At 60.3% G+C, this 24389-nt stretch carries 30 protein-coding genes; 21 read left to right on the plus strand and 9 right to left on the minus strand.

Annotated elements, in window-relative coordinates:
- Nucleotides 1–77 precede the first annotated feature (77 nt).
- Nucleotides 78–2369, minus strand: a complete 2292-nt coding sequence (bglX, locus tag AC1Q6Y_RS12690; protein WP_057716068.1) for a beta-glucosidase BglX — start codon at nucleotides 2367–2369, stop codon at nucleotides 78–80.
- 263 nt (nucleotides 2370–2632) lie between these two features.
- On the opposite strand from bglX, the gene AC1Q6Y_RS12695 reads away from it, so the two are divergent.
- From AC1Q6Y_RS12695 to AC1Q6Y_RS12720, 6 genes are all read left to right on the plus strand, one after another.
- Entirely contained in the window at nucleotides 2633–3238 is a 606-nt protein-coding gene (locus tag AC1Q6Y_RS12695; RefSeq protein ID WP_057716067.1) for a LemA family protein, read from the plus strand.
- Between the two features lie 37 nt (nucleotides 3239–3275).
- Nucleotides 3276–4031: a TPM domain-containing protein gene (locus tag AC1Q6Y_RS12700; RefSeq protein ID WP_057716066.1), complete on the plus strand. Its 756-nt coding sequence runs from the start codon at nucleotides 3276–3278 to the stop codon at nucleotides 4029–4031.
- 28 nt (nucleotides 4032–4059) lie between these two features.
- The gene (locus tag AC1Q6Y_RS12705) at nucleotides 4060–4677 is read left to right on the plus strand and encodes a TPM domain-containing protein (protein WP_057716065.1); all 618 of its coding nucleotides are present in this window, start codon (nucleotides 4060–4062) and stop codon (nucleotides 4675–4677) included.
- A gap of 131 nt (nucleotides 4678–4808) precedes the next feature.
- Nucleotides 4809–5111: a helix-turn-helix domain-containing protein gene (locus AC1Q6Y_RS12710; RefSeq protein ID WP_057716064.1), complete on the plus strand. Its 303-nt coding sequence runs from the start codon at nucleotides 4809–4811 to the stop codon at nucleotides 5109–5111.
- A complete protein-coding gene (locus tag AC1Q6Y_RS12715; RefSeq protein ID WP_492624643.1) occupies nucleotides 5098–5457 on the plus strand; it encodes a putative holin in 360 nt (119 codons plus the stop codon). Before AC1Q6Y_RS12710 ends, AC1Q6Y_RS12715 begins: the two co-directional genes overlap by 14 nt.
- Nucleotides 5454–5735, plus strand: a complete 282-nt coding sequence (locus tag AC1Q6Y_RS12720; RefSeq protein ID WP_057716062.1) for a phage holin family protein — start codon at nucleotides 5454–5456, stop codon at nucleotides 5733–5735. The genes AC1Q6Y_RS12715 and AC1Q6Y_RS12720 overlap by 4 nt, the downstream gene beginning before the upstream one ends.
- 16 nt (nucleotides 5736–5751) lie before the next feature.
- On the opposite strand, the gene AC1Q6Y_RS12725 is transcribed toward AC1Q6Y_RS12720, so the two are convergent.
- On the minus strand, nucleotides 5752–6180 hold the full coding sequence (locus AC1Q6Y_RS12725; RefSeq protein ID WP_340316583.1) for a helix-turn-helix domain-containing protein: 429 nt from the start codon (nucleotides 6178–6180) through the stop codon (nucleotides 5752–5754).
- 300 nt (nucleotides 6181–6480) lie between these two features.
- On the opposite strand from AC1Q6Y_RS12725, the gene AC1Q6Y_RS12730 reads away from it, so the two are divergent.
- The 3 genes from AC1Q6Y_RS12730 (at nucleotide 6481) to AC1Q6Y_RS12740 (ending at nucleotide 8471) form a co-directional block, all read left to right on the plus strand.
- Complete coding sequence (locus AC1Q6Y_RS12730) at nucleotides 6481–6759, plus strand: Ogr/Delta-like zinc finger protein (protein ID WP_057716060.1); 279 nt, start codon at nucleotides 6481–6483, stop codon at nucleotides 6757–6759.
- Between the two features lie 2 nt (nucleotides 6760–6761).
- Nucleotides 6762–7124, plus strand: coding sequence for a hypothetical protein (locus tag AC1Q6Y_RS12735; RefSeq protein ID WP_057716059.1), 363 nt, complete (start codon nucleotides 6762–6764; stop codon nucleotides 7122–7124).
- A 132-nt stretch (nucleotides 7125–7256) separates the two neighbouring features.
- Complete coding sequence (locus AC1Q6Y_RS12740; RefSeq protein ID WP_492624644.1) at nucleotides 7257–8471, plus strand: class I SAM-dependent methyltransferase; 1215 nt, start codon at nucleotides 7257–7259, stop codon at nucleotides 8469–8471.
- Between the two features lie 60 nt (nucleotides 8472–8531).
- On the opposite strand, the gene AC1Q6Y_RS12745 is transcribed toward AC1Q6Y_RS12740, so the two are convergent.
- Complete coding sequence (locus tag AC1Q6Y_RS12745; protein WP_057716057.1) at nucleotides 8532–9452, minus strand: DMT family transporter; 921 nt, start codon at nucleotides 9450–9452, stop codon at nucleotides 8532–8534.
- Nucleotides 9453–9774: 322 nt separating this feature from the next.
- Here AC1Q6Y_RS12745 and AC1Q6Y_RS12750 point away from each other — a divergent pair, with 322 nt between their 5' ends.
- From AC1Q6Y_RS12750 to AC1Q6Y_RS12760, 3 genes are all read left to right on the plus strand, one after another.
- Nucleotides 9775–10356 (plus strand): DJ-1/PfpI family protein, encoded by a 582-nt coding sequence (locus AC1Q6Y_RS12750; protein ID WP_008051822.1) that lies wholly within the window; start codon nucleotides 9775–9777, stop codon nucleotides 10354–10356.
- Between the two features lie 14 nt (nucleotides 10357–10370).
- Nucleotides 10371–10676 carry a ribbon-helix-helix domain-containing protein gene (locus tag AC1Q6Y_RS12755; RefSeq protein ID WP_095945146.1) on the plus strand — a complete coding sequence of 102 codons (306 nt, stop codon included), beginning with the start codon at nucleotides 10371–10373 and terminating at the stop codon, nucleotides 10674–10676.
- Nucleotides 10677–10848: 172 nt separating this feature from the next.
- Nucleotides 10849–11193, plus strand: a complete 345-nt coding sequence (locus AC1Q6Y_RS12760; protein WP_349733366.1) for a YegP family protein — start codon at nucleotides 10849–10851, stop codon at nucleotides 11191–11193.
- A 142-nt stretch (nucleotides 11194–11335) separates the two neighbouring features.
- On the opposite strand, the gene AC1Q6Y_RS12765 is transcribed toward AC1Q6Y_RS12760, so the two are convergent.
- Both AC1Q6Y_RS12765 and AC1Q6Y_RS12770 read right to left on the minus strand, forming a co-directional pair.
- Nucleotides 11336–12223, minus strand: coding sequence for a dihydrodipicolinate synthase family protein (locus AC1Q6Y_RS12765; RefSeq protein ID WP_492624645.1), 888 nt, complete (start codon nucleotides 12221–12223; stop codon nucleotides 11336–11338).
- Between the two features lie 26 nt (nucleotides 12224–12249).
- Nucleotides 12250–13032 (minus strand): aldolase, encoded by a 783-nt coding sequence (locus tag AC1Q6Y_RS12770; RefSeq protein ID WP_057716053.1) that lies wholly within the window; start codon nucleotides 13030–13032, stop codon nucleotides 12250–12252.
- 159 nt (nucleotides 13033–13191) lie between these two features.
- Here AC1Q6Y_RS12770 and AC1Q6Y_RS12775 point away from each other — a divergent pair, with 159 nt between their 5' ends.
- Nucleotides 13192–13734 carry a helix-turn-helix domain-containing protein gene (locus AC1Q6Y_RS12775; protein WP_218495088.1) on the plus strand — a complete coding sequence of 181 codons (543 nt, stop codon included), beginning with the start codon at nucleotides 13192–13194 and terminating at the stop codon, nucleotides 13732–13734.
- Nucleotides 13735–13832: 98 nt separating this feature from the next.
- Here the strand turns inward: AC1Q6Y_RS12775 and AC1Q6Y_RS12780 are convergent, their stop codons facing one another.
- Nucleotides 13833–14852, minus strand: coding sequence for a DUF4917 family protein (locus tag AC1Q6Y_RS12780; protein WP_218495089.1), 1020 nt, complete (start codon nucleotides 14850–14852; stop codon nucleotides 13833–13835).
- 131 nt (nucleotides 14853–14983) lie between these two features.
- Between AC1Q6Y_RS12780 and AC1Q6Y_RS12785 the strand changes: the two genes are divergently transcribed.
- From AC1Q6Y_RS12785 to AC1Q6Y_RS12800, 4 genes are all read left to right on the plus strand, one after another.
- Complete coding sequence (locus AC1Q6Y_RS12785) at nucleotides 14984–15892, plus strand: LysR family transcriptional regulator (protein ID WP_349733363.1); 909 nt, start codon at nucleotides 14984–14986, stop codon at nucleotides 15890–15892.
- Between the two features lie 236 nt (nucleotides 15893–16128).
- Nucleotides 16129–17322 carry a CaiB/BaiF CoA transferase family protein gene (locus tag AC1Q6Y_RS12790; protein WP_154861774.1) on the plus strand — a complete coding sequence of 398 codons (1194 nt, stop codon included), beginning with the start codon at nucleotides 16129–16131 and terminating at the stop codon, nucleotides 17320–17322.
- Nucleotides 17319–18245: a hydroxymethylglutaryl-CoA lyase gene (locus tag AC1Q6Y_RS12795; protein ID WP_492624646.1), complete on the plus strand. Its 927-nt coding sequence runs from the start codon at nucleotides 17319–17321 to the stop codon at nucleotides 18243–18245. The genes AC1Q6Y_RS12790 and AC1Q6Y_RS12795 overlap by 4 nt, the downstream gene beginning before the upstream one ends.
- A gap of 184 nt (nucleotides 18246–18429) precedes the next feature.
- Complete coding sequence (locus AC1Q6Y_RS12800; protein WP_492624647.1) at nucleotides 18430–19761, plus strand: MFS transporter; 1332 nt, start codon at nucleotides 18430–18432, stop codon at nucleotides 19759–19761.
- Nucleotides 19762–19839: 78 nt separating this feature from the next.
- Here AC1Q6Y_RS12800 and AC1Q6Y_RS12805 read toward each other — a convergent pair whose 3' ends face one another.
- Nucleotides 19840–20328, minus strand: coding sequence for a DMT family transporter (locus AC1Q6Y_RS12805; protein ID WP_492624648.1), 489 nt, complete (start codon nucleotides 20326–20328; stop codon nucleotides 19840–19842).
- A 77-nt stretch (nucleotides 20329–20405) separates the two neighbouring features.
- Between AC1Q6Y_RS12805 and AC1Q6Y_RS12810 the strand changes: the two genes are divergently transcribed.
- Complete coding sequence (locus AC1Q6Y_RS12810) at nucleotides 20406–21314, plus strand: LysR family transcriptional regulator (RefSeq protein ID WP_492624649.1); 909 nt, start codon at nucleotides 20406–20408, stop codon at nucleotides 21312–21314.
- Nucleotides 21315–21333: 19 nt separating this feature from the next.
- On the opposite strand, the gene AC1Q6Y_RS12815 is transcribed toward AC1Q6Y_RS12810, so the two are convergent.
- Nucleotides 21334–21618, minus strand: coding sequence for a type II toxin-antitoxin system RelE/ParE family toxin (locus AC1Q6Y_RS12815; RefSeq protein WP_492624650.1), 285 nt, complete (start codon nucleotides 21616–21618; stop codon nucleotides 21334–21336).
- On the minus strand, nucleotides 21608–21847 hold the full coding sequence (locus AC1Q6Y_RS12820) for a CopG family ribbon-helix-helix protein (protein WP_492624651.1): 240 nt from the start codon (nucleotides 21845–21847) through the stop codon (nucleotides 21608–21610). The genes AC1Q6Y_RS12815 and AC1Q6Y_RS12820 overlap by 11 nt, the downstream gene beginning before the upstream one ends.
- A gap of 153 nt (nucleotides 21848–22000) precedes the next feature.
- On the opposite strand from AC1Q6Y_RS12820, the gene AC1Q6Y_RS12825 reads away from it, so the two are divergent.
- The 3 genes from AC1Q6Y_RS12825 to AC1Q6Y_RS12835 all read left to right on the plus strand — a co-directional run bounded on the left by AC1Q6Y_RS12825 (nucleotide 22001) and on the right by AC1Q6Y_RS12835 (nucleotide 24342).
- A complete protein-coding gene (locus AC1Q6Y_RS12825; protein ID WP_090453620.1) occupies nucleotides 22001–22639 on the plus strand; it encodes a LysE family translocator in 639 nt (212 codons plus the stop codon).
- A 79-nt stretch (nucleotides 22640–22718) separates the two neighbouring features.
- A complete protein-coding gene (locus tag AC1Q6Y_RS12830; RefSeq protein ID WP_407514074.1) occupies nucleotides 22719–24065 on the plus strand; it encodes a sensor domain-containing protein in 1347 nt (448 codons plus the stop codon).
- 118 nt (nucleotides 24066–24183) lie between these two features.
- Nucleotides 24184–24342, plus strand: a complete 159-nt coding sequence (locus AC1Q6Y_RS12835) for a KGG domain-containing protein (RefSeq protein WP_007976786.1) — start codon at nucleotides 24184–24186, stop codon at nucleotides 24340–24342.
- Nucleotides 24343–24389 lie beyond the last annotated feature (47 nt).

A 24389-nucleotide genomic window follows, 5' to 3' on the forward strand; every position in this document is an offset into this window, starting at 1 on the left:
ATTCAACATCTCTGTCGACTGTCAGTCCGCTATCGCGAGCAAGCTCGCTCCCACAGGGTTTTGCGGTGTTTGATTAATTACAGCAACTCAAAACTCTGCTGCGTCACGTCCTCTGAATCCAGGCCGATCTGCACGTTGAACTTGCCCGGTTCCGCCGCGTACTTGAGCTGGGTGTTGTAGAACTTCAGGTCGTCCTCAGTGATGGTGAAGTGCACGACTTTCTGTTCGCCGGCCTTGATCATCACTTTCTGGAAGTTCTTCAGTTCCTTGATCGGGCGGATCATCGAGCCGGTCTCGTCCTGGATGTACAGCTGCACCACGGTTTCGCCGTCGCGCTTGCCGGTGTTTTTCACCGTAACACTGGCGTCGAGCTTGCCGGTCTTGTTCAGCGTGGTCGACGACAGCGCCATGTCGCTCAGGCTGAACTCGGTGTAGCTCAGGCCATAGCCGAACGGGTACAGGGGGCCCGTGGTGTCATCGAAGTACTGCGAAGTGTAGTTGCCCGGTTTGCCCGGAGTGAACGGCCGGCCAATGGTCAGGTGGTTGTAGTAGGTCGGAATCTGGCCTACCGAACGCGGGATGCTGATCGGCAGTTTACCCGACGGGTTGTAGTCGCCGAACAGCACGTCGGCGATGGCGTTGCCGCCCTCGGTGCCGCTGAACCAGGTTTCCAGGATTGCGTCGGCCTGTTCCTTCTCTTCGAGGATCGTCAGTGGACGGCCATTCATCAACACCAGTACCAGCGGTTTGCCGGTGGCTTTCAGGGCCCGGATCAGCTCGCGCTGGTTTTCCGGGATGTTCAGGTCGGTGCGGCTCGACGATTCGTGGGACATGCCACGGGATTCGCCGACGGCGGCAACCACCACATCAGCATCCTTGGCCGCTTTCACTGCTTCGTCGATCAGCACGTTCGCCGGGCGCGGGTCGTCCACCACTTCCGGGGCATCGAAGTTGAGGAAGTTCAGGTAACCGAGGATTTTCGGGTCGCTGGTGATGTTGGCGCCACGGGCGTAGATCAGTGTCGATTTGTCTCCCAGGGCGTTGGTCATGCCATCGAACAGGGTCACCGATTGAGCAGGGCGACCGGCGGCGGCCCAGCTGCCCATCATGTCGATGGGCGCCTTGGCCAGCGGACCGACCAGGGCGATTTTCGCGGTCTTCTTCAGTGGCAGGGTGTCATTCCGGTTTTTCAGCAGCACCTGGCTGCGGCGTGCCACATCACGGGCCTCGGCGCGGTGCAGGCGGCTGTCGGCGTAGGTGTCGACCGGATCATCCTCGGCCTTGCCGATGCGCAGGTACGGGTCCTTGAACAGGCCCATGTCGTACTTGGCGCCCAGTACCGCACGCACGGCGTTGTCGATGTCGCTCTGCTGGATCTCGCCGGACTTCAGCAGCCCTGGCAGCTCTTTGCCGTACAGGGTGTCGTTCATGCTCATGTGGATGCCAGCCTTGATTGCCAGCTTCGCCGCTTCGCGACCGTCGGCGGCAACACCGTGCTTGATCAGCTCGAAAATCGCCCCGTGGTCGCTGACGGCCAGGCCCTTGAAGCCCCACTCCTTGCGCAGCAGGTCGTTCATCAGCCAGGTGTTGGCGGTGGCCGGCACGCCGTTGATCGAGTTCAGCGCGACCATGACCCCGCCGGCGCCGGCATCGATGGCGGCGCGGTACGGTGGCAGGTAGTCCTGGTACATCTTGACCGGGCTCATATCGACCACGTTGTAGTCGCGGCCACCCTCGACCGCGCCGTACAAGGCAAAGTGCTTGACGCTGGCCATGATGCTGTCGGCTGCATTCGCGCCAGTACCCTGGAACGCCTTGACCATCACGCCGGCAATGCGCGACACCAGGTAAGTGTCTTCACCGAAGCCTTCGGAAGTACGGCCCCAGCGTGGGTCGCGGGAGATGTCGACCATCGGTGCGAAGGTGATGTCGAGGCTGTCAGCCGCGGCTTCCTTGGCGGCAATGCGCCCGGACAGGCCGATGGCGTCCATGTCCCAGCTCGAGGCCAGGGCCAGCGGGATCGGGAAAATGGTGCGGTGGCCGTGGATCACGTCGTAGGCGAAGAACATCGGGATCTTCAGGCGGCTGCGCATGGCCGCGTCCTGCATCGGCCGGTTTTCCGGGCGGGTGATCGAGTTGAACGTACCGCCGATGTTGCCTGCCGCGATTTCCTTGCGGATCATTTCGCGCGGCATTTCCGGGCCGATGCTGATCAGGCGCAGCTGGCCGATTTTTTCATCGAGGGTCATTTGCTTCATCAGGTTGCTGACGAAGGCTTCCTTGTTCTCCAGGGGTGCGGGCGTCGTGGCGGCCAATACGTTATGACTGGCCAGGCTGACGAACAGGCCCAGCAAACACAGCTTCTTCATGAATAGTTTTCTCAAGGGCCCAAACGGCGATGTACACGCCGGCCAGCCAAAATTTAGGGAGCGTCTATTGTTGTTCGGGTACCGGCTCAAAAGACCAGAGCCAAAAAACCACAGCCAGATGGCGGATGCGTTTTCGCGCAGGGCCTCTTTTTAGCCCATCGGCCCGTTGCAATCCAGAGGCGCGGGCGATTATGCCCCAAGAGCCGGCCCAGAAGGTTTCACGGTCGGTTTTTTCATGAAATGCACAAGGGAGCATCATCCTGATGAATGTAAGTCCAACCTATCGCTCGCGTTTGCAGGTCGTCACGCTGCTGATGCTGGCTACGTTGCTGACCGCCTGCGGCATCAACAACATCCCGACGCTCGATGAACAGGCCAAGGCCGCCTGGGGCCAGGTGCAGAACCAGTATCAGCGGCGCGCCGACCTCATTCCCAATCTGGTGGAAACCGTCAAGGGCTATGCGGCCCACGAGAAGGAAACCCTGACCGCCGTCATCGAAGCCCGGGCCAAGGCCACGTCGATCCAGGTGGATGCCTCGACCCTCGACAACCCGGAAAAGCTCAAGCAGTACCAACAGGCCCAGGACCAGCTCAGCGGCGCCTTGAGTCGCTTGATGGTGGTCTCCGAACGTTATCCGGACCTCAAGGCCAACCAAAACTTCCTCGCCCTGCAATCGCAGCTTGAAGGCACCGAGAACCGCATCAGCGTGGCCCGGCGCGATTTCATCCTCGCAGTGCAGAAATACAACACCGAGATCCGCACGTTCCCCGGTCGCCTGTGGCACACCGTGATGTACAGCGACCTGCCGGTGCGCGAGACCTTCGAAGCCACGCCGGGTTCGGAAAAGACCCCCGAGGTCAAGTTCTGAACTGCGCTAATCGGCGTCACCACGCAAGAGGTTGCCAATGCGCGTCCTGAAAACAGGCCTGTTGCTGTTGTTGTGGGTGGTGGCGATCGCTGCCCGCGCCGAGCTGAGCTTTCCGGCGCTGACCGGGCGGGTGGTCGACACTGCGCAGATGATCGAGCCATCGGTGCGCCAGCAGCTCAGCCAACAACTTCAGGCCCATGAGCAAGCCACCGGCGAGCAGCTTGTGGTTGTGACGTTGCCGGATTTGCAAGGTACCGACATCGCCGACTTCGGTTACCAACTCGGCCGCCACTGGGGCATCGGGCAGAAGGACAAGAACAACGGCGCCTTGCTGATCATCGCCCGGGACGAGCGCCGGCTGCGTATCGAAGTCGGATACGGCCTGGAGGATCGCCTGACCGATGCCCAGAGTTCGGTGATTATCAACCAGGTCATCACCCCGTCATTCAAGACCGGCAATTTCAGTAAAGGCATCAGTGACGGCGTAGCGGCGATGCTGGTGGTGCTGGGCGGCAACCCCCTGGACGAACCCTCCACGGCGTATGAATCCAGAGGCGATCCGGGGGACGATTTCATCGCGCGGCATCCCGGGTTGTTCGTGTTTTTTGTGATGTTATTCATCCTGACTGTTTTTGTGTGCCAGATGCTCGGTATTCTTCCCGCTGGCCGGGGCGGCTCCGGTGGATCCGGGGGCGGCTTTGGCGGTGGCGGGTTTGGCGGCGGCGGTGGAGGGGGAGGCTTCAGCGGCGGCGGGGGCAGTTTCGGCGGGGGCGGTTCGTCCGGCGGCTGGTGATAATAAAAACGAGCAGGCACTTCACGACATGGCATTACTGACTGAACACGAACAACGCAAGGTGGCCGAGGCCATTGCCCGGGTCGAGCGCGAGACAGACGCAGAACTGGTGACAGTACTCGCGGCCCGTGCCGACGACTATGCGTACATCCCGTTGCTGTGGGCCAGCCTGCTGGCGCTGCTGGTGCCGGGCATCGTGCATTACCTCACCGGCTGGCTGACCATGCACAGCCTGCTGATGGTGCAATGGGCCATCTTCATCGTGCTGTGCCTGGTGTTCCGCCTGCCGAAAGTCACCACCCATCTGATCCCGCGCTCGGTGCGCCATTGGCGTGCTTCGAACCTGGCGCGCCGGCAGTTCCTGGAGCAGAACCTGCACCACACCGAGGGCAGCACCGGCATGCTGATTTTCGTTTCCGAGGCCGAGCGTTATGTGGAGATCCTGGTGGATGAAGGGATTTCCAGTCGCCTGGACAACAAGAACTGGGACGCGATCGTCGCGACATTCACCCAGCAGGTGAAACAGGGGCAGACGCTGCAGGGCTTTGTCAGTTGCGTCGAGGCCTGTGGCGAGTTGCTCAAGGTACATGTGCCGGTGACCCATGTGCGCAACGAGCTGCCAAATCGTCTGGTGGTGCTGGGTTAAGCCAGGGCTTCATCTGCTTTTGTAATGCGCCGCGACACAGTTCCCGAACGTTGTCCGGCGGGGAGCTTGTCTTCAACATCTCTCTCATGGTGCACGCCCTGCGATGGGCGTTCTGTGTAGAGGGAGTTCTTATGAAAACGCAACAAACGCTGGAAACCTTGGTGGAGGATGCACCCGGTAGCGCAATGCTTACTCCGCTGGTGCAACTGACAACGAAAGAGACACAAGCCCTGGAGTGGTGCCTCAAAGGCAAGACGTCCTGGGAGATCGCCAGGATTCAGAGTTGCTCGGAATCCACCATCAACTTCCACTTTTCCAATATCCGCCGCAAGTTCGCCGTCAGATCTCGCAACGCTGCCGTGTTCAAGGCGCTGAAGTCGGGAGCCATCACTGTTGAGCCGTTGCAGTCGCGAGATACCCATGAGCCTGACTGATTCGACCTACAACAGTATCAGCGGGCTCATGGTGGGGTTGGGTATTGCGACGTTGCCGGTTATCGATGGAGAAGCCCTGTTCGGCGCGACGCTTGGCGCGTGGTTGGTCACGACCACTCGCGGCAACTTCAAGGCCTGGCAACGCATCGGTTCCTGGCTGTTGTCGGCGGGTGTCGGTTACCTGTTTGTCCCGGTCGCCCAGCCACTGGCGCCTTTTCTGACAGCCGGTGTGACGGCCTTTCTGTGCGCGTTGCTGGTCATTCCCATCAGCATCAAGCTCATGCAGTGGATCGATGGCGCGGGCCTCGGTGACATCCTTCGTCATCTCAGAGGGCGAGGGCAATGACCTTTGAGATGGCGGCTCTGGTGTGGGTGGCGGGCGTGGCTCACCTGGTCAGTGCGTTGAGGCTGGCGTGTTACCAGCGCGACGAACAACGTTACCACTGGTGCGACAGGATATTGATCAGCTTGCTTGGCGCAGTGTTCTGCCTTGCCGGCATCGATGTATTGCTGACATTCCTGCCGGTTAGCCCATGGCATGCAGTGGTGAGTGTTTTTTCATGCGTAATGATTGTTCGCAGTAGTGGCAACATTATTGTTTTGTGGCATGCCTTCAAGCATTGAAACGTCGGACTTCAAATCAGGTTTTGTTTGAGTGTCCAAGTGAGGCCAGGGTAGCGGCCATTTCGGAAAGTTGTGTTTCCAGATCCCGCAGGCGTCGCTTTTCCTCCAATGCGTTTTGTATTGCGCAGCGGTCATCCTCATCAAGTAATCGCCACAGCGAAAGGATGGTGCTTTCCTGCGTTGTTGCAGTTTCCGCAGCATTTGCAGGAGCGTTGACATGGGGCTGCCGCAGCATCGGCCCCTCGCCCAGCAGTAACCAGTCAAGGGAGATGCCGCGAGTCTGTGCAATATCTACGCATAATGAGTATGGCGTGCTGTCACGGCCTTTCCAGCTGCTGAGTGTCTGGGGGCTGATCTGTAGCGCAGAAGACAGGGATGCGTCAGTTTTTGTACCCGTGATTTGCTTCAGGCGGGCCAAAACAGCTTGTGATTTTTTGCTACGCAATTTGAGCCTCTTCCTTTTGACATATGCTTTTTGAGTGCTTAACGTATGCGCAATGAGTACTTTTTTTCTTGTAAGTAATCAATCGTCAACTATGAATCTGAAGAATACGATGTCGAAACTTCCTAATGGTATCAGGGTGATTTCCTACGAGCTTGGCTCGTATCTATTACGTGTCCACCCGTTGCACTTCCTTTTGTCTGGCGGACGTTATTTGCAGCACCTGTCTTTCACCAATTGTGTTTCAAACAGTATTGCGTTTGATCAATTCGATTACCACCGGATGGCCCAAGGGAAGCATGTATGAGTACTTACAAGATGGTGTGCCCGCACTGCCTGAACCGGATGCGCATACGTACCAGCGAAGGGCGGCATATCTTCCTGCGGGTGGCATACCTGCAATGTACGTCGGAGGCCTGTGGCTGGTCGGTACGGGCCGAGTTCGAAATGACCCATGAGCTTTCCCCCAGTGGCATGCCCAATCCGGCCGTGCACCTGCCGTGCGCCGGACCTGACTTGCGCCGCGCCGCACGGCCTGTCGCCGAGAGTGCTCCGGCGGCGCAAGCGCAACAGGAGTCTTGAGCATGAAGGAGGTTGATGAACAGGCCCATTTGAATGAGGAGCTATTGGCCATAGCGCAGGCGTTTCTGACCCGTCATGAAGGCGAGGGTGTGATTGATGATCAAGTGCTGTTCTGCCGTGCGGTGAGGCATTTGCAGAGTCTGGATATGCCGATGCACCAGGCGGAGCGGCTGGTCAGCCATGCGTACGGATTACTCAAATCCAGCAACGATCGCCGACGTCTGGATCTGGCTGCAAGTTCCGAAACTGTCGCCGTGGTCACTGATCCGGTCAACGGTCTGACGTGGGCGGTGCCGGTAGGGTTGATCGTCAAGTTCGTCATCAACTCGCCGACCAATCGCAAACTTCGACTGGTGGAGCCATGAGGTAGCGACGGTTGAATTCAGGTCCCGATCGGCGGGAACGGGACCTGGCGCAAAATTACCCCGTGCCCAAAACCCTCGTCCCCCCTAAAATACCCGGCATCCCCAGATTCGTATTGCCGAGGCCGTTTTTCCATGTCTGTCACCGCCACTCCCGCCAGCCTCGCGCCGGATCATCACGCCCAGTTCATCGACCTGCTGCAATCGAGCCTCGAGCACAACGCATTCATCAAACTGGTGCTGGCCAAGTACGTGGGTGATGAAACGGACCTGCAGCGGATCATTATCAAGCCGGTGACGGTCAAGGCGCAGCCTTGCCTGTCTTTTGTCTACCGCTACAAGACCCGCGATATCACCAAGAACCTGCCGCTGGTCGAAGGCGTGGCGAGCATTGCCGGGCTGCTACCGGCGTCGTTCAAAAATGCGCATTTGTTGTCGTTGACCGACGAAGCCCAGCTCGAATACAGCAAAAAAGGCAAGTCATCGCTGTTCAAGAGCCAACCTCAGCAATTGCGCGAAGTGCCTTCGGCCGAGCACAACCGTGAGAAAAACCGTTTTCTTGACCTGAGTCGGCCGTTTCTCGCCGACCTCGGTGTGACCAACAGCAAGCACGAGCTGATCCCGGCGATGTCGCGCAAGTGGAAGCAGATCAACAAGTTCATCGAAGTGTTCAGCCATGCGCTGACGTCGTCCCCCCTGGCGCTGGACAAGCCGGTGCGTGTGGCGGACTTCGGGTCGGGCAAGGGCTACCTGACCTTCGCCATCCACGATTACCTGCGCAACACCTTGAAGGCCGAAGGCGAGGTGACCGGCGTCGAACTGCGTGAAGACATGGTCACCCTGTGCAACACCGCCGCCGCCAAGCTTGAACACCCCGGCCTGGTGTTCAAGTGCGGTGACGTGCGCAGCGTGGCGCCGAGCGAGCTGGACGTGATGATCGCCCTGCATGCCTGCGATATCGCCACCGACTATGCGATCCACACCGGCATCCGTTCCGGAGCGGCGATCATCATGTGCTCGCCGTGCTGCCACAAACAGATCCGCCTGCAAATCCAGAGCCCGGCGCTGCTCAAGCCGATGCTGCAATACGGCTTGCATCTGGGCCAGCAGGCCGAGATGGTCACCGACAGTTTGCGCGCGTTGTTCCTTGAGGCCTGCGGCTACGAGACCAAGGTGTTCGAGTTCATCTCACTGGACCACACCAACAAGAACAAGATGATCCTGGCGGTCAAACGCGCAGAACCAGTGGACCCGGCTCAGTTGCTGGCGAAGATTCAGGAGCTGAAGGATTTCTATCACATCAGCGAGCATTGCCTGGAAACCCTGCTGCGCTCCGACGGTTACCTCTGATCCTGTTGTAGGAGCGAGCTAGCTCGCGATGGACGTCAACGATAACGCGTGCTTTCTGAATCAACGCGTCGGTTTCAAGTCCTTCGCGAGCAAGCTCGCTCCCACAGGATTGGGTTTGATCGCTGTCTTGCGCCCGAGCATCACCGTCACGATCACCCCGCCGGCAAACAGCCAGGTAATCGGCTCCACATGTTCACCGAAGAACAGCGCCGAGAAGGCGATGGTGAAGAAGATCTGCAGCAACTGGATCTGGCTGACCCGGGCAATGCCACCCATGGCCAGTCCGGCGTACCAGGCAAAGAAACCGATGAACTGCGAAAACAGCGAGACATATCCGAAGGCCCACCAGGTCTTGGCGGAAATCTCGCCCTGATGTTGTAGTGCCAGATACACCACCGGGCCGATCAGCAGCGGCGTCGACAGCACCAGCGCCCAGCAGATCACCTGCCAGCCGCCCATCTCCCTGGCCAGTCGGCCTCCCTCGGCGTACCCCAGCCCACCCACTGCAATGGCGCCAAGCATCAGCAAGTCACCGGCCTGAATGCTGCCGGCACCGCTGATCAGTGCATAACCGAGCACCAGCGCACTGCCCAATGCGGCGCAGGCCCAGAAGGCTTTCGAAGGTCGCTCATGGGACAACCACGCGGCGTACAGCGCCACGCACAGCGGCTGCAAGCCGTTGACCAGCGCACCGTGGGACGCCGGCAAGGTTTGCATGGCCCAGGCCGACAACACCGGGAAACCGAGGATCACCCCGGCCATCACCAGCGTCAGGCCTTTGACCTGCTTCCAGGTCGGCCATTTTTCCCGGTGCCACAGCAACAGCAACGCTGCCGGAACCGCTGCAAACAGTGCCCGGCCCAGGCCATTGAGCAGCGGGTGGAGTTCCTGCACGACGATCCGCGTGAAGGGCAGGGTGAGGCTGAAGATCACAACGCCGAGCAGGCCCAGGGCCATGCCGGTGTTTTCGCGCGAAGACATGATGGCAACCAGAATATGGGGTGATGGGGTAAGGCTCCATATAGCCATAAACCTTGGGTTTTCCGCTGTTACAGCTAGGCACAGACTTATCCGTACAGTTGCGAACACACCTATGTGGCGAGGGGGCTTGCCCCCGTTGGGCTGCGCAGCAGCCCCTATCCGGTTTCATCAAACGAACCGCACTGTCCTATTTTGTGCCTGCTTCGCAGGCGAACGGGGGCAAGCCCCCTCGCCACAAGGTAGTAGCCGGTTGTTACCCGACCCGCCGGATAAGGACTACCTTGAATACTCCTGCACGCCCACTTCCAGAGGAGTCCTCCCCATGGCTGCGAAAAAAATTCTGATGCTGGTCGGTGATTACGTCGAAGACTATGAAGTGATGGTGCCGTTCCAGGCGTTGCTGATGGTCGGCCACACGGTGCACGCCGTTTGCCCGGACAAGGCTGCCGGCCAGACCGTGCGCACGGCGATCCATGACTTTGAAGGCGACCAGACCTACAGTGAAAAACCCGGTCATCTGTTTGCCCTGAACTTCGATTTCGCCAAGGTCAACGCCGCCGATTATGACGCGGTGCTGATTCCGGGCGGCCGTGCGCCGGAGTACCTGCGCCTGAACGAAAAAGTCCTGGAACTGGTGCGCGCGTTCGACAAGGCTGGCAAGCCGATCGCTGCCGTGTGCCATGGCGCGCAGTTGCTGGCGGCAGCGGGTGTTCTCGAAGGTCGCGAATGCAGCGCTTATCCGGCCTGCGCTCCGGAGGTGCGGCTGGCGGGCGGTACGTATATCGATATTCCGGTGACGGACGGCCATGTCCAGGGCAATCTGGCCACGGCTCCGGCCTGGCCTGCGCATCCGAACTGGCTGGCCGGTTTCCTAGGGTTGCTGGGTACCAAAATCACGCTGTAACGAGGGGCATGCCCATGTGCGAGCTGTACGTCAAAGCCGACCCGATACTCTACGAATCGCGCTCCCGCTCGCTGCGCATCTGCGGGGTGGTCACCACCTTGCGGCTGGAGAATCAGTTCTGGGACATCCTCAGCGAAATCGCCGAGGTCGACGGCATGACCACCAATCAGTTGATCGCCAAGCTGTATGAAGAGGTGATGGACTACCGCGGCGAGGTGGTCAATTTCGCTTCGTTCCTGCGGGTGAGTTGTACGCGGTATCTGAGCCAGCGGCGGACGTCAGCACCGGAGTTGTCGGTGGTGCGGGCTGCGGCGAAGTAAGGAAGATCGTGTCGACGCCATCGCGAGCAAGCTCGCTCCCACAATGGTTTGGTGTACACAAATCTACTGTGGGAGCGAGCTTGCTCGCGAAGGGGCCAGAGCAGGCGACAGAAACCCGAGGCTGGTCTTTACTGTGAAGCGCACAACCTTTCAATCGCCAAGGAGAAAGAGCATGTCCGGATGGTATGAAGTGAGCAAAAGCAGCAATGGCCAGTTCAGGTTTGTCCTCAAGGCGGCCAACGCCGAGACCATTCTGACCAGCGAGCTGTACACCACCCACGCCGCCGCCGACAAAGGCATTGCCTCGGTCCAGGCCAACAGCCCGCTGGATGAGCGTTACGAGAAGAAAATCACCAAGGATGGCCACCCGTATTTCAACCTGAAGGCGGGCAACCACGAGATCATCGGCAGCAGCGAGGCCTATTCCTCCGATGCCGCCATGGAGAAAGGCATCGCCAGCGTGAAGGCCAACGGTTCGTCCAAGTTGGTCAAGGACAAGACGTTGCCGGTGCTTTGAGTACAGCTTTCAAATCCAGCAAAAATCCCTGTGGGAGCGAGCTTGCTCGCGATGGCGGTCTGACAGTCAACATCCGTGTTGAATGTAATGGCCTCATCGCGAGCAAGCTCGCTCCCACAGTGGCTTTATGTACAGCTGGAGATCAGCGCAGGGCCTTCAACAGATCTTCCAGCTGATCACAACCCGCCTCACTCAACGGGAATACCGGCAGCCGCGGATCCCCCACCTCCAGGCCCGTCGCCCGCAAACCCGCCTTGATCGTCGCCGGCAAGCCACCCTTGAGGATGAAATCCAGCAGCGGCAACTGGCGATAGAACAGCTCGCGAGCCTTGCGCAAATCGTTGGCCAGCACTGCTTCGTACAAATCCAGGTTGAGCTGCGGGATCAGGTTCGGCGCAGCGGTGCACCAGCCTTTTGCGCCGGCGGCGAAGGCCTCCAGGGCCAACGGATTGCAGCCGTTGTAGAACGGCACCTGGCCTTCGCCGAGACGTTGCAGTTGATGCATGCGCTGGATGTCGCCGGTGCTCTCCTTGACCATGGTCACGTTTTCCACGGCGTTGACGATGCGCAGGATCAGGTCCACCGACATGTCGGTGCCGCTGGTGGCCGGGTTGTTGTAGAGCATGATCGGCACGCCGATGCTGTCGCCGATGGCGCGGTAATGGGCGAGGATCTCCGCTTCGCTGAGCTTCCAGTAGGACGTGGGTAGCACCATCACCACATCGGCGCCTTGAGCTTCGGCGAAACGCGCGCGGCGCACCGCTTTAGCGGTGGTCAGGTCGGACACGCTGACGACGGTCGGCACGCGCCTGGCCACGTGCCTGATGCTGAACTCGCTGACCTGATCCCACTCTGCGTCGCTCAAGTAGGCACCTTCACCGGTGCTGCCCAGCGGTGCGATGGCGTGTACGCCGCCCTCGATCAGTCGGTCGATGGAGCGCCCGAGGGCATCCAGGTCAACGCCCTCGCCGTGGGGGGTGAAAGGGGTGATGGTGTAACCGATGATGCCGTGAATGTTTGCGGTGGACATGGTGTCTCTCCGTTCGATCGATGGGTTCAGTTCAGGCAATCGGCGTGTTGGCGCAGGATCTGCCGGGCGTAGTAGTTGAAAGCGGCGGCATGCCGCTTGGGCCGGGCAATCCAGTCGTGGGCTTCACGGCCCAGTTCGGGAATGATCGGCTTGATGGTCCCGGCGCTCATCGCCAGCAGTTGCAGTTTCGCGGCGCGTTCGATCAGTTGCGCGATGACACAGGCTTCCTCGATGGTACCGCCGGTGGACAATTGGCCATGATGCGAAAGCAGGATCGCCCGTTTGTCGCCCAGTGCCCCGGCAATCAGCTCGCCTTCCTCGTTGCCCACCGGCACGCCCGGCCAGCCTTCGAGAAACGCGCAGTCGTCATAGAGCGGGCAGAGGTCCATGTGGGAAATCTGCAACGGCACTTCCAGCATCGACAAGGCTGCAACGTGGGTCGGATGGGTGTGAATGATGCAGTTCACATCCGCTCGGGCGCGGTACACCCAACTGTGAAAACGATTGGCCGGGTTGGGCATGCCGTGGCCTTCGAGCACCTCCAGGTCCTCGTTGACCAGTAGCAGGTTGCCCGCAGTGATTTCGTCGAAACCCAGGCCCAGTTGTTGAGTGTAGTAAGTGCCGGGTTGGGGACCACGGGCGGTGATTTGTCCGGCAAGGCCGGAATCGTGACCATGCTCGAACAGGATGCGGCAGGTCAGGGCCAGCTTTTGCCGGGCGGTCCACGTATTATCCGCCAGGGTATTTTGCATTTGGCTCAGCGCGTGCTTGACCAGTTGCTCTTTGGGCAGTGCTAATGTCTTGGCCATATCGGTGTCCTTTGGGTGATTCAATGGACGTCGGGTTTGCCGTTCACCGGTTCCTCGCAAAGTCGTCGGTGAGTGCAAGTGACACTAAAGAGGCTATATGACACATTGTGTCATTGGCAAGAACAAATCGTTGCCTCCTTGATGGATAAATCGCTCTACATGTCTATCCGTTTGAAATTACTCAGAAAAAAACTTGGCGTGACGTTGGAAACCCTGGCCGAACAATCCGGCATGACCAAGAGTTACCTGTCGAAAGTCGAACGCGGGTTGAACACGCCGTCGATTGCTGCGGCCCTGAAACTGGCCAGGGCGCTGAATGTGAAGGTCGAGGAACTGTTCTCTGAAGACAACGTCAGCCTCGACAGCTACAGCCTGGTGCGCAGCCACGAACGGCAACCCTTGGGCGTCAGTGACAACAATTCGGGTTACGCGGTGCTGGCCCATCAGGTCAGCGAACGCAGCCTGCTGCCGTTCATCATCTACCCGCCGGCCGAGTTCACCGACAAGACCTTCAAGGAGCATTTGGGCGAGGAGTTTTTGTTCGTCCACGAAGGGCGGGTGGAGGTGGACTTCATGAACGAGCGCGTGCTGCTCGATCGTGGCGATGCGTTGCACTTCAATGCGCAAAAGCCGCACCGGATTCGTTCGGTGGGCGAGGTGCAGGCGCAGTTGCTGGTGGTGGTGCACAGCGCTGAAGAATGAGTTGACTGCAAAAGCATCGCGAGCAAGCTCGCTCCCACAGGGATCACGCTGAACCTGTGGGAGCGGGCTTGCTCGCGAATGCGTCAGATCAGTTGCCGCTAAACCTCGACCGGAACCGCCAGCTTCGTGCCACCCAACGCATGGCTCTTCGAATCAAAGAACCGCAACTCAACCCCAGTCCCCTCAAACACCTTCGCGTAATGCCGCTTCTGGTGCTGGATGAAGGCCTTGCTGCGCGGGTAAATCGAGATCGCCACCACCTGCGGTTTCGCCAGGCGCAAGGCATGGATGATGTGGCTGTCCTGCTCCCCCAGCGCATGGCCGAAGATGCACAGCGCCTGGCCGTGACCGAGTAATTGCTCGTAGCAGAACGACAGGTAATCCGAACTGCGAATGGTCTTGAGCTTGTCCGCACTCGGGCCTTCATTGACGAACAGCGGCACGTCGTCGAGGGTCTTGATCGTGTTGTTGATGGCGAAATTGCCCAGCAACGTGCCCTCGGTCGACATCAGCTTGCGCGCCGTACCGTCCTGGTTGCGCACCAGATGCAGACCGCCGTGCAGGTACAGCAAACGGGTTTTATCGGTGGCCGTGTCGCTCAGGTCGAAACCGGGTTCGGCACCCTGGAACAGATCGGTGATCGCCTCAGGCTGGTGTTGCACCGCCCAGTAGTTGAGCAGGTCGTAATTGGTGGTGAACACCGTGCGGTAGCTGGCCAGTTCCTGATTGATGGTTGCCAGCGTCGAAGGCACTACCAGCCGCCACGGGATATGCACTGCGTGCACAGTGTTGATCAGCGCTTCCTTGATCGCGTAGTAGCGATTGCGCGGGGCGGCGGAGCTGACAGCCAGGGCCTTGTTGACCCGGCTGGTGGTTTTCAAGGCGCTCAGTACCTGCTCGAAACTGCGGGTCTGCATCGCATCGAACACGCTCAACTCGGACGGGCTCAGGGGTTTTTCTTCAACGGTGCGGGCGTTTTCGAACAGCGATTCGTAGCCGAAATCGTCCCACACCGCGCGACTGGCACCGTTGCCCACCAGCAAGCCACTGAACGAAGTGGTGCTGCGCAAGGCGTTCCAGTCTTCAAGTTGAGCATCGACATCCTGGAAATCGGTCATTGCGTTCTTCGTCTCACGGCAAAAGGTCTGTGGGCGGCGACTTTATCACGACCGGTGCCTGGACCACGGCACGACGTGGGCGAAGAACGCTATGCTGCGACTTCGCCTGAGCCGACTTCGCCGAGTACCCGATGCTGCAAAAAAGCCTGATCCGCCGTCTCGACCTGATCACCCTGCAACTGTTCGTCGCCGTGCACGAAGAGGGCACGCTGACCCGTGCAGCGGCGCGCGAAGCGATTGCCGTCTCGGCGGCGAGCAAGCGTTTGATGGAGCTGGAGGAGGCGCTGGGCATCAGCCTGTTCGTGCGCCAGGCCAAGGGCATGTCCCTGACGCCGGCCGGTGAAACCCTGCTGCACCATGCCCGGCAGATGTTGTTCAACGTCGAGAAAATGGGACTTGAACTGGGCGAGCACAGCCACGGTGTGCGCGGCTACGTGCGGATGCTCGCCAACCTGTCGGCGATCATTCAGTTTTTGCCCGAGGACCTGCGGGATTTTTCAGAGCGTCACCCACAGGTCAAGACCGACCTCGAAGAACGCCCCAGCGCCGGGGTGATTCAGGGCGTGCTCGACGGGGTGGCCGACCTCGGGATCTGTTCCATCGACAGTGACATCAAGGGCCTGCACAGCGTGCTGTATCGCCAGGACAAACTGGTGGTGTTGATGCCGCCGCACCATCCATTGGCGAGTCGCTCCAGCGTGGCGTTCGCCGATACGCTGGAGAGTGATTACGTTGGGTTGCATGCCGCCAGTTCGATCAACATGCGTACCCACGCGGCGGCGCGCCAGGCCGGAAAGGTACTGCGGGTTCGTATTCATGTGCCGGGGTTTGATGCGATGTGTCGGATGATCCAGGCCAACATGGGCATCGGCATTTTGCCGCACAAGGCTTATGAATTGTTTGGCCGGGCGCTGGGTTTGCATGCGGTGCCGTTGACGGACGAATGGTCGGACCGGGCGTTGATTCTGGTGGTGCGCGATGAAGCTTTGTTGTCGCCGGTGAGCCGGATGTTGTTTGAGCATTTGCGGGGTACAGCCTAATAGTTCTCGGCTGAATGGGCGGGCCTCATCGCGAGCAAGCTCGCTCCCACACTGGGTCGGCGCCGCACTGAGGATCCCTGTGGGAGCGAGCTTGCTCGCAATGGCGGACTACAGGTAACGATAATCTCCCCGGGCGTTCGCATTTCGCGAACGCCCGTTGCCAACTGAAGGTTGGATTCCCGAGCTACCTGTCCTCTAGCCTTGGCACATATTCCAAGAACAAGAGGTACCCCGCGATGACTGCCCCTTTGAGTGCGATCAAAGTGATCGAGATCGGCACGCTGATCGCCGCGCCGTTTGCGGCGCGCATGCTGGCCGAGTTCGGCGCCGAAGTGATCAAGATCGAAGCCATGGGCCAGGGCGATCCCCTGCGCAAATGGCGCAAGCTGCACGAAGGCACCTCGTTGTGGTGGTACCTGCAATCACGCAACAAGAAGTCCCTGGCGCTGAACCTCAAATCCCCTGAAGGCATCGAACTGGTCAAGCAACTGGCGACCAGCGCCGATGTGCTGATCGAGAACCTGCGCCCCGGCGCCCTGGAAAAACTCGGCCTCGGTTGGGACGTGTTGCACGCGCTCAACCCCAACCTGACGCTGGTGCGGATTTCCGGATACGGCCAGACCGGCCCGTATCGCGATCGTCCGGGTTTCGGTGCCATAGGCGAAGCCATGGGCGGGATTCGCTACACCACCGGCACGCCTGGTTCGCCGCCGGCGCGGGTCGGCGTGAGCCTTGGCGATTCCCTGGCGTCACTGCATGCGGTGATCGGTGCGCTGATGTCGCTGCTAAGGGTCAAGACCGGGCAGGGCGGCGGGCAAATCGTTGATGTGTCCCTGGCCGAAAGCGTGTTCAACGTCATGGAAAGCCTGGTGCCGGAATACGACATGCTTGGCCATGTGCGCGAACGCAGCGGCGGTGCCTTGCCGGGTATCGCGCCGTCCAACACCTACCTGACGGCCGACGGCGCCTACGTGGTGATCGCCGGCAACAGCGATCCGATCTACAAACGCCTGATGCAAACCATCGGCCGCGCCGATCTGGCCGAGGCGCCGGAGTTCGCCCACAACGACGGGCGTGCAGCCAAGAGCAACCTGCTCGACGCCGCCATCACCCACTGGACCAGCAGTTTGCCCATCGACGAGGTGCTGGCCGCGCTGGAGGCCGCCGAAGTCCCGGCCGGACGCATCTACTCGGTGGCCGACATCGTCGCCGATCCGCACTATCAGGCGCGGGACATGCTGCTCAATGCCGAGTTGCCCGGTGGCGCCACGGTGAAGATGCCAGGCATCGTGCCGAAACTCTCCGAGACGCCCGGCGGCGTGAACTGGTCCGGCCCCGGGCTGGGCCAGCACACCGACGGCATCCTCGCGCAATTGGGCCTGACTGCAACAGACATCGAACGCCTGAAAGTCGAAGGAGTGGTGCAATGATCACCGATTATTCCAACAGCCTGATCGTGCAGGAAGTGTCCCCGCGCGACGGTTTGCAAATCGAGCCGACCTGGGTTGAAACCCACGACAAGATCGCTCTGATCGATCAACTGTCGCTGGCCGGGTTCAGCCGCATCGAAGCCGGTTCGTTCGTGTCGCCCAAGGCGATTCCTGCGCTGCGCGATGGTGAACTGGTGTTCAAGGGCATTACCCGGCAACCGGGGGTGATCTACGTCGCGCTGATCCCCAACCTCAAAGGCGCGCAACGGGCATTGGCGTGCCGTGCCGATGAGCTGAACCTGGTGATGTCCGCCAGCCAGACCCATAACCTGGCGAACATGCGCATGCGCTGTGAAGATTCGTTGGCCGCGTTCGGCGAGATTGTGCAGTTCGTCGGCGACAGCCCGGTGCGACTCAACGCCAGCATCGCCACCACCTTCGGCTGCCCGTTTGAAGGCAAGATCGATGAGGACCGGGTACTGCAAATCGTCGACGCCTATCAGGAGCTCGGCATCCAGGGCATCACCCTGGCCGATACCACGGGCATGGCCAACCCGCGTCAGGTCGACCGGCTGGTGCGCCGGGTGCTGCAAAGGGTTTCCCCATCGGACCTGACCCTGCATTTTCACAACACTCGCGGTCTTGGCCTGTGCAACGTGCTGGCCGCTTACGAGGCCGGTGCCCGTCGCTTCGACGCGGCCCTCGGCGGCCTCGGCGGCTGCCCGTTCGCACCGGGGGCATCGGGAAACATCTGCACCGAGGATCTGGTGAACCTGTGCGATGAAGTCGGCATTCACACCGGCATCGATCTGCCGCTGCTGCTGAAACTGTCCCGGGGACTGCCGGCGCTGCTCGGCCATGAAGTGCCCGGTCAACTGGCCAAGGCTGGGCGCAATTGTGACCTGCACCCCGTGCCCTCCTGAGCAAACTGCCCTCCTGTAGGAGCGAGCATGCTCGCGATGGACGTCAACGATAACGCTGGATGCCAGATACCCCGCGGCGATCTCAGGTTCATCGCGAGCGAGCTCGCTCCTACAGTGAAATCGAACATTTACCAGACAACAAAAACAATCGGACACCCACGGGAAGTCCGCCTGGAGAAACGCAATGAGCCTTAATGCACTGGAGGCCGGCGCGAGCCCGGCCGTTAGCCACGACACCGAAAAAGCCCTGGTCAGCAAAGTCGCCTGGCGCCTGATGCCGCTGATCATGGTCTGCTACCTGTTCGCCTTTTTCGACCGCATCAACATCAGCTTCGCCAAGTTTCAGCTGCAGGCCGACCTGAGCCTGAGCGACACCGCTTACGGCCTCGGCGCCGGGTTGTTCGTGGTCGGTTATGTGATTTTCGAAGTGCCCAGCAACATGATGCTGTACAAGGTCGGCGCCCGGCGCTGGATCGCCCGGATCATGATGTCCTGGGGCCTGGCCACGGCGGCCATGGTGTTCGTCAACAGCGAATGGCAGTTCTACGTGCTGCGCTTCGTGATCGGCGCGATGGAGGCGGGTTTCGCTCCGGGCGTGCTGTATTACCTGACCCTGTGGTTCCCGCAGCACTATCGCGGGCGCATCACCTCGATGCTGTTCCTGGCGTCGGCGTTCGCTGGCCTGGTGGGCGCGCCGTTCTCGGGCCTTGTGCTGCAACACCTTGACGGTGTGCTGCAAATGCGTGGCTGGCACTGGCTGTTCCTGCTCGGTGGCGTTCCGTGTATCGGCCTCGGTTTGCTGGTGCTGACCCTGCTCAAGGACCGCATCGAAGACGCCCATTGGCTGACGCCTTCGGAGAAGACTTTGCTGGCCAGCCGTATCGCTCAGCATGAGCCGCACAAGAGCGGTGGTTCGCTGCTCGCCGCCCTGCGGATTCCGGGCTTCCTGACTTTGGGGCTGATCTATTTCCTGATTCAGGTGGCGTCCTACGGCTTGAATTTCTGGGCGCCGCAACTGATCCGCAGCGCAGGTACCGAGAGTCCGGTGATGATCGGCTTGCTGACCGCTATCCCTTATATCTGCGGCGCCATCAGCATGGTGGTGATCGGACGGCTGTCCGATGCTTCTGGCGAGCGACGCAAGTTTGTCGCCGGTCTGGTGGCGGTCGGTGCGGTCGGGTTCTTCTGTGCGGGGATCTTCGCCAGTCACACGACCTTCCTGATTATTGCGTTGGGCCTGCTCGGTGCCGGGATCATCGCCTCCATCCCGAGCTTCTGGACCCTGCCGCCGAAACTGCTGGCCGGTGCCGGCGCGGGCGCGGCCGGCGGGATTGCGGTGATCAACACCCTGGGCCAGTTCGGCGGCATCGTCAGCCCGGTGATGGTCGGCCGAATCAAGGATCTGACCGGCAGCACCACGCCGGCGCTGTATGTCATTGGTGTGTGTGCGCTGATTGCGGTGGCGCTGTTGTTGTGGGGGTTGCCGCAGAAGTTGCGCACACTCGATAAGTTTTAAAAGATCGCAGCCTTCGGCAGCTCCTGCTCGGACCACGCATCCCCGTAGGAGCTGCCGGAGGCTGCGATCTTTTGATGTTCAAGAAGTCGCTGTCATCGCTTTTCCCGCAGATTCACTAAATTGAATCAACACCACCCCGGCCATCAACAGCACCACCCCGAACACCTTGGGCAAGCTGATCGGCCGCTCCGCCAACCCGAACCAGCCGAAGTGATCCAGCAACAACGACGCCACCACTTGCCCCGCCAGCGCCAATGCCATGAACCCCGCGGCACCCAGCTTGGGCAGCAGCACCAATGCCAGGGAAATGAATATCACCCCAAAAGCGCCACCGGCCCACATCCAGAGCGGCGCCTTGCTGATGAATGCCAGTGATGGCAACGGCAAGCGCATCGCAACGATGATCGGCATCAGCACCACGACGCTCACCAGCAACGAGGCGAGTGTCGCCCACAGCGGATGGCCCAACCCGCGCCCGAGATTGACGTTGATCGCGCTCTGAAACGGCACCACCGCCCCGGCGATCATCGCCAGTCCAATCAGACCGGCCCAATGCAACGTACTCATGATCGATCTCCAACAGGTTTTGCTGGACTCTAGGGTATTCGTCGCGCAGATTTAAATTCCGTTTTGTTATCCAGAACATGCAGCAGATGAATAATCTTCGCCGTATCGACCTCAACTTGCTGGTGATCCTCGACGCCTTGCTCAGCGAGCAACACGTGACCCGGGCGGCCGAGCGTCTGCACTTGAGCCAGCCAGCGGTCAGCCATGCGCTGGCGCGCTTGCGTGACCTGCTCGGCGATCCGCTGCTGGTGCGCGCCGGTGCCGGTCTTGTGCCGACTCCGCGAGCGCTGGAACTCGTGGTACCGCTGGCCGCAGCCCTGGCCCAGGTGCAAGCGCTGCTGGCGCCGAACGCCTTCGATCCCGCGACCACCCAGCGCACCTTCCGTCTGGCGATGTCCGACTACGGCGCCGCCATTGTCTTGCCGGGACTGATCCGAACGTTGCGCCGCGAAGCGCCGGGCATCGACCTGCAAATCAGCCATGGAAGCCGCGAAAGCATGCTCGAAGGGGTGCTCAACGGTGACATTGATGTCGCCGCCGGTGTATTCCCGGAAATGCCCCATGAGTTGCGCAGCACGCCCCTGTTCGAAGAGCACTATGCCTGCCTGGTGGACCGCAACAGCCTGCCCGCCGATGGTGTCCTCGACCTGCCCACTTACCTGGCTCGGCCTCACGTCCTGCTGGAAATGCGCGGCAGCGGCACCCCGGAAATCGAGCGTGCATTGACTGCATTGCGCGAACGCCGGCGTGTGGCTGTCAGCCTGCCGCACTGGAGCGTCGCCCCGCAGCTCATCAGCGGCACCGACCTGATCCTCACCGTCGCGTCGCGCGGCTTGCGCGATATCGATCAGTCTTCATTGGTTGTCGTGCCACCGCCGTTTCACATTCCGTCGTTCACCTTTGTGTTGGCGTGGCATAAACGGCGGGGTGGGGATCAGGCGTTGAACTGGTTGAATCGCAGGATTGGGGAGGGGATCGAACGCTAGAGGCTTTTCCAAATGGCCTTTACCAATTGGAAGGTTGCAGGCGACGCGTATGAAAAATCCGCAGTACCTGAAGCCGACCTTGGCGAACCCGGTAGGGAATCAAATAGGGGCGATCAGGCATGACCCATTCCCGGGTACCGGGTAGGCGTCCTTCACGGCCCGTCGCTGGAAATCGGGCAAGGTGATCGACACTGGCGAGAATTGCCTGGACAAAATCTGCTGCAGCTTTTGGATGCTCGATGGGAATGTACGCGGCTTCGTCATCCAGATTCTTTAACGCCGTACGCAACCACTCAACGCGCATTCGCCGTCCACTTGTCTGCAATTGCGTTCACTTGTTCTTGTGTCGCGAAGTCACCTTCATCGGCTTCTTTCAAGGATTTCTGAATTTCCTCGATTTGCCACGCTTCACGGGCCAGGTACTCACGCAGCGCATCCACGGCCAGAAATGATTTGCTGCGGCCCGTTGCTTTGGAAAGACTCGCGAGAGTATCGGCGATTTCGTCTGGTATGCGCAGGGACATAACTGACATGGTGGTCTCGATGTAGTGGTTTGTAATACAACATGTTACACCGTCATCAGTGAAGCGGGGCCAGCCCGTTCGTCTGTCGAGATGTTTCAGTCGACAGGCAATGACCTGATATAGACTGGCCACCATTCACCAAGCCGTTCAAAAGGACTCCCCATGACCCCATCGTTGCTAATGGCCGTGCTTGCCTCGGGTTTTATCTACGGCATCACCCCGGGACCGGGTGTGCTGGCGGTGTTCGGCATTGGCGCGGCCCATGGGCGACGGGCCGGGGCGGGGTTTCTGTGCGGGCATTTGCTCGGCGATGTGGTCTGGTGCAGCACGGCGCTGATTGCGATTGTCGGTGCGCGGGAGATCGGCAGTACGGCGTTTGACGTGCTCGGTGTGCTCAGCGGCCTGTACCTGTTCTGGCTCGGCTGGCGTGCGGTGCGCGCCCGCCGCAGCAGCGCTGATGCGCCGCAAGGCCCGGCGCGGCAGCCGTTCTGGCACGGCATCCTGTTTGGCCTGACCAATCCCAAGGCCTATCCGGTGGCGGTGGCGACGTTCACGGCATTGCTGTCGAGTCGCGCGGAACTGCTCAACTGGTCAATGCTGCCGGCGCTGATCGCCCTGAGTTTCGTCGGCGGGTTGCTCGCCTACGCTATTCTCATCGGCATCGTCGGTGCACGGCGTGTGCGCACCTTGTACCAGCGTCATGAACTGGCAATCACCCGGTTGTGCGGGGTAATGTTCATCGGTTTCGCCATTAATGCGCTGGTCCATGCGTTGCCGGGGCTGATGCCGGAAAAGGCTTGAATGTAATCACAGGGATGCAAGGCTGACGGGGCAGGGATGATTGAAGAGCGCTGCATTATCGGGGCACCCACGCTGAACCATGGAAAACCGAAATTCCGCGCCGCTGGCGAGTTATATCGATCTGTTGCTGGACGCCGTCTGTGCGGTGGATAAGCAGGGCCGCTTCGTCTTTGTCAGCGCGGCATGCGAGCGCATTTTTGGCTACAGCGCCGATGAGATGATCGGCGAGGCGATGATCGACATGGTGCACCCGGGCGATCGCCAGCGCACCCTCGACGCCGCCCGGGAGATCATGGGCGGTGAGCCCAAGCTCAACTTCGAAAACCGCTACCTGCGCAAGGATGGCAGTGTGGTGCACATCCTCTGGTCGGCACGCTGGTCCGAGGACGATCAACTGCGCATCGCCGTTGCTCGTGACATCACCGAGCGTAAGCAGGCCGAGTCCCGGCAGGCAGCGTTGTATGCGATTTCTGAAGCGGCCCATGCGACAGAGGATCTGCTGGCGTTGTTCAAGCGCATCCACATGATCATCGGCGAATGGCTGCCGGCATTGAGTTTTTCCGTGGCGCTGTACGACCAGCACTGCGCACAGCTGAACTTCCCCTATCACGTCGATGACCACGAGCCACAGCCCGAACAGCCCGGAACCATGACCGGGCGCCTGTGTGTCGAGGTGATCTGCACGGGGCAGCCGATCCTGTTGACTCCGGGCCAGTGCCCACCTCTTGCCGGCTTCGAAATGCTGCAGACCGAACAGAACGCACCCTGTTGGCTGGGTGTGCCGCTGAGTTCGCAAAACGGCACCATCGGCGCGCTGATCGTCAAAAGCATTCCGGGCGGCGAACGCTACACCGAGCAAGACAAGGAGCTGCTGCAATACGTCTGCGCCCAGGTCGCCACCGCCATCGAGCGCAAGCAATTGCACGCCCGCCTGCAACACATGGCCCAGTACGACCAACTGACCCAGTTACCCAACCGCGAGTTGCTGCGCGAACGGCTCAAGGCGTCACTGCAAGTGGCCCGGGAAGGCGGCGGGCGCATGGCGCTGCTGTACGTCGACCTTGACCGCTTCAAGCAAGTCAACGACACCCATGGGCACGCGGTCGGCGACATGCTGTTGCAAGCGGTGGCCAACAGGCTCAAGGGCTGCGTGCGGGAAATCGACACCGTGGCCCGCATCGGCGGCGATGAATTCGTGGTGTTGCTGCACAGCATTCACGCGGCGGACGATACCGACCTTGTGGTCGAGAAAGTCCGCCAGGTCCTGGGTCAGCCCCTGCGCCTGGACGGGCACAGCCTGAATATCCAGCCCAGCATCGGCGTCGCCCGATACCCCGATCACGGCACCGAAGAGAAGCAATTGTTCCGGCATGCCGACGAGGCGATGTACTGCGCCAAACGCGAGCATCACCTGCGACTGGTCTGAAAAACCGCGCACCGTTCGTCGTGGTATCCACGTAATTTTCTAAACCTTTTGGGGCGCGCAAATTCAGATTCTATGCGGGCTACAGCTCGCCGCGACTACCACCAAGAGGAAGAGAATCATGCCTAATTCAAGAAACTCGAACTCGGGGAACTTCGCCAATGATCGAACGAAGGCCTCTGAAGCCGGTCGCAAGGGTGGGAAAACCACCACGACGACTGTCGACAAAGAGCCTGCGAAACCCGACATGGGCCGCAAGCCCGGACAGAAATCCAAGTAATGGATGATGGTGGTTTTGATTGAGAAGCGGGGGCGAAAGCTCCCGTT

The organism is Pseudomonas sp. GW823-FHT06E10, assembly GCF_058794995.1.

Bases quoted from the DNA above. Each gene is read 5' to 3' on its own strand.
- AC1Q6Y_RS12745 (WP_057716057.1), bottom strand. From the start codon at position 9,452: ATGTCTTCGCGCGAAAACACCGGCATGGCCCTGGGCCTGCTCGGCGTT.
- AC1Q6Y_RS12750 (WP_008051822.1), top strand. From the start codon at position 9,775: ATGGCTGCGAAAAAAATTCTGATGCTGGTCGGTGATTACGTCGAAGAC.
- bglX (WP_057716068.1), bottom strand. From the start codon at position 2,369: ATGAAGAAGCTGTGTTTGCTGGGCCTGTTCGTCAGCCTGGCCAGTCAT.
- AC1Q6Y_RS12820 (WP_492624651.1), bottom strand. From the start codon at position 21,847: ATGTCAGTTATGTCCCTGCGCATACCAGACGAAATCGCCGATACTCTC.
- AC1Q6Y_RS12760 (WP_349733366.1), top strand. From the start codon at position 10,849: ATGTCCGGATGGTATGAAGTGAGCAAAAGCAGCAATGGCCAGTTCAGG.
- AC1Q6Y_RS12730 (WP_057716060.1), top strand. From the start codon at position 6,481: ATGAGTACTTACAAGATGGTGTGCCCGCACTGCCTGAACCGGATGCGC.
- AC1Q6Y_RS12710 (WP_057716064.1), top strand. From the start codon at position 4,809: ATGAAAACGCAACAAACGCTGGAAACCTTGGTGGAGGATGCACCCGGT.
- AC1Q6Y_RS12810 (WP_492624649.1), top strand. From the start codon at position 20,406: ATGCAGCAGATGAATAATCTTCGCCGTATCGACCTCAACTTGCTGGTG.
- AC1Q6Y_RS12765 (WP_492624645.1), bottom strand. From the start codon at position 12,223: ATGTCCACCGCAAACATTCACGGCATCATCGGTTACACCATCACCCCT.
- AC1Q6Y_RS12795 (WP_492624646.1), top strand. From the start codon at position 17,319: ATGATCACCGATTATTCCAACAGCCTGATCGTGCAGGAAGTGTCCCCG.
- AC1Q6Y_RS12830 (WP_407514074.1), top strand. From the start codon at position 22,719: ATGGAAAACCGAAATTCCGCGCCGCTGGCGAGTTATATCGATCTGTTG.
- AC1Q6Y_RS12825 (WP_090453620.1), top strand. From the start codon at position 22,001: ATGACCCCATCGTTGCTAATGGCCGTGCTTGCCTCGGGTTTTATCTAC.
- AC1Q6Y_RS12735 (WP_057716059.1), top strand. From the start codon at position 6,762: ATGAAGGAGGTTGATGAACAGGCCCATTTGAATGAGGAGCTATTGGCC.
- AC1Q6Y_RS12755 (WP_095945146.1), top strand. From the start codon at position 10,371: ATGTGCGAGCTGTACGTCAAAGCCGACCCGATACTCTACGAATCGCGC.
- AC1Q6Y_RS12790 (WP_154861774.1), top strand. From the start codon at position 16,129: ATGACTGCCCCTTTGAGTGCGATCAAAGTGATCGAGATCGGCACGCTG.
- AC1Q6Y_RS12780 (WP_218495089.1), bottom strand. From the start codon at position 14,852: ATGACCGATTTCCAGGATGTCGATGCTCAACTTGAAGACTGGAACGCC.
- AC1Q6Y_RS12775 (WP_218495088.1), top strand. From the start codon at position 13,192: ATGTCTATCCGTTTGAAATTACTCAGAAAAAAACTTGGCGTGACGTTG.
- AC1Q6Y_RS12785 (WP_349733363.1), top strand. From the start codon at position 14,984: ATGCTGCAAAAAAGCCTGATCCGCCGTCTCGACCTGATCACCCTGCAA.
- AC1Q6Y_RS12805 (WP_492624648.1), bottom strand. From the start codon at position 20,328: ATGAGTACGTTGCATTGGGCCGGTCTGATTGGACTGGCGATGATCGCC.
- AC1Q6Y_RS12835 (WP_007976786.1), top strand. From the start codon at position 24,184: ATGCCTAATTCAAGAAACTCGAACTCGGGGAACTTCGCCAATGATCGA.
- AC1Q6Y_RS12720 (WP_057716062.1), top strand. From the start codon at position 5,454: ATGACCTTTGAGATGGCGGCTCTGGTGTGGGTGGCGGGCGTGGCTCAC.
- AC1Q6Y_RS12740 (WP_492624644.1), top strand. From the start codon at position 7,257: ATGTCTGTCACCGCCACTCCCGCCAGCCTCGCGCCGGATCATCACGCC.
- AC1Q6Y_RS12695 (WP_057716067.1), top strand. From the start codon at position 2,633: ATGAATGTAAGTCCAACCTATCGCTCGCGTTTGCAGGTCGTCACGCTG.
- AC1Q6Y_RS12800 (WP_492624647.1), top strand. From the start codon at position 18,430: ATGAGCCTTAATGCACTGGAGGCCGGCGCGAGCCCGGCCGTTAGCCAC.
- AC1Q6Y_RS12705 (WP_057716065.1), top strand. From the start codon at position 4,060: ATGGCATTACTGACTGAACACGAACAACGCAAGGTGGCCGAGGCCATT.
- AC1Q6Y_RS12715 (WP_492624643.1), top strand. From the start codon at position 5,098: ATGAGCCTGACTGATTCGACCTACAACAGTATCAGCGGGCTCATGGTG.
- AC1Q6Y_RS12700 (WP_057716066.1), top strand. From the start codon at position 3,276: ATGCGCGTCCTGAAAACAGGCCTGTTGCTGTTGTTGTGGGTGGTGGCG.
- AC1Q6Y_RS12770 (WP_057716053.1), bottom strand. From the start codon at position 13,032: ATGGCCAAGACATTAGCACTGCCCAAAGAGCAACTGGTCAAGCACGCG.
- AC1Q6Y_RS12815 (WP_492624650.1), bottom strand. From the start codon at position 21,618: ATGCGCGTTGAGTGGTTGCGTACGGCGTTAAAGAATCTGGATGACGAA.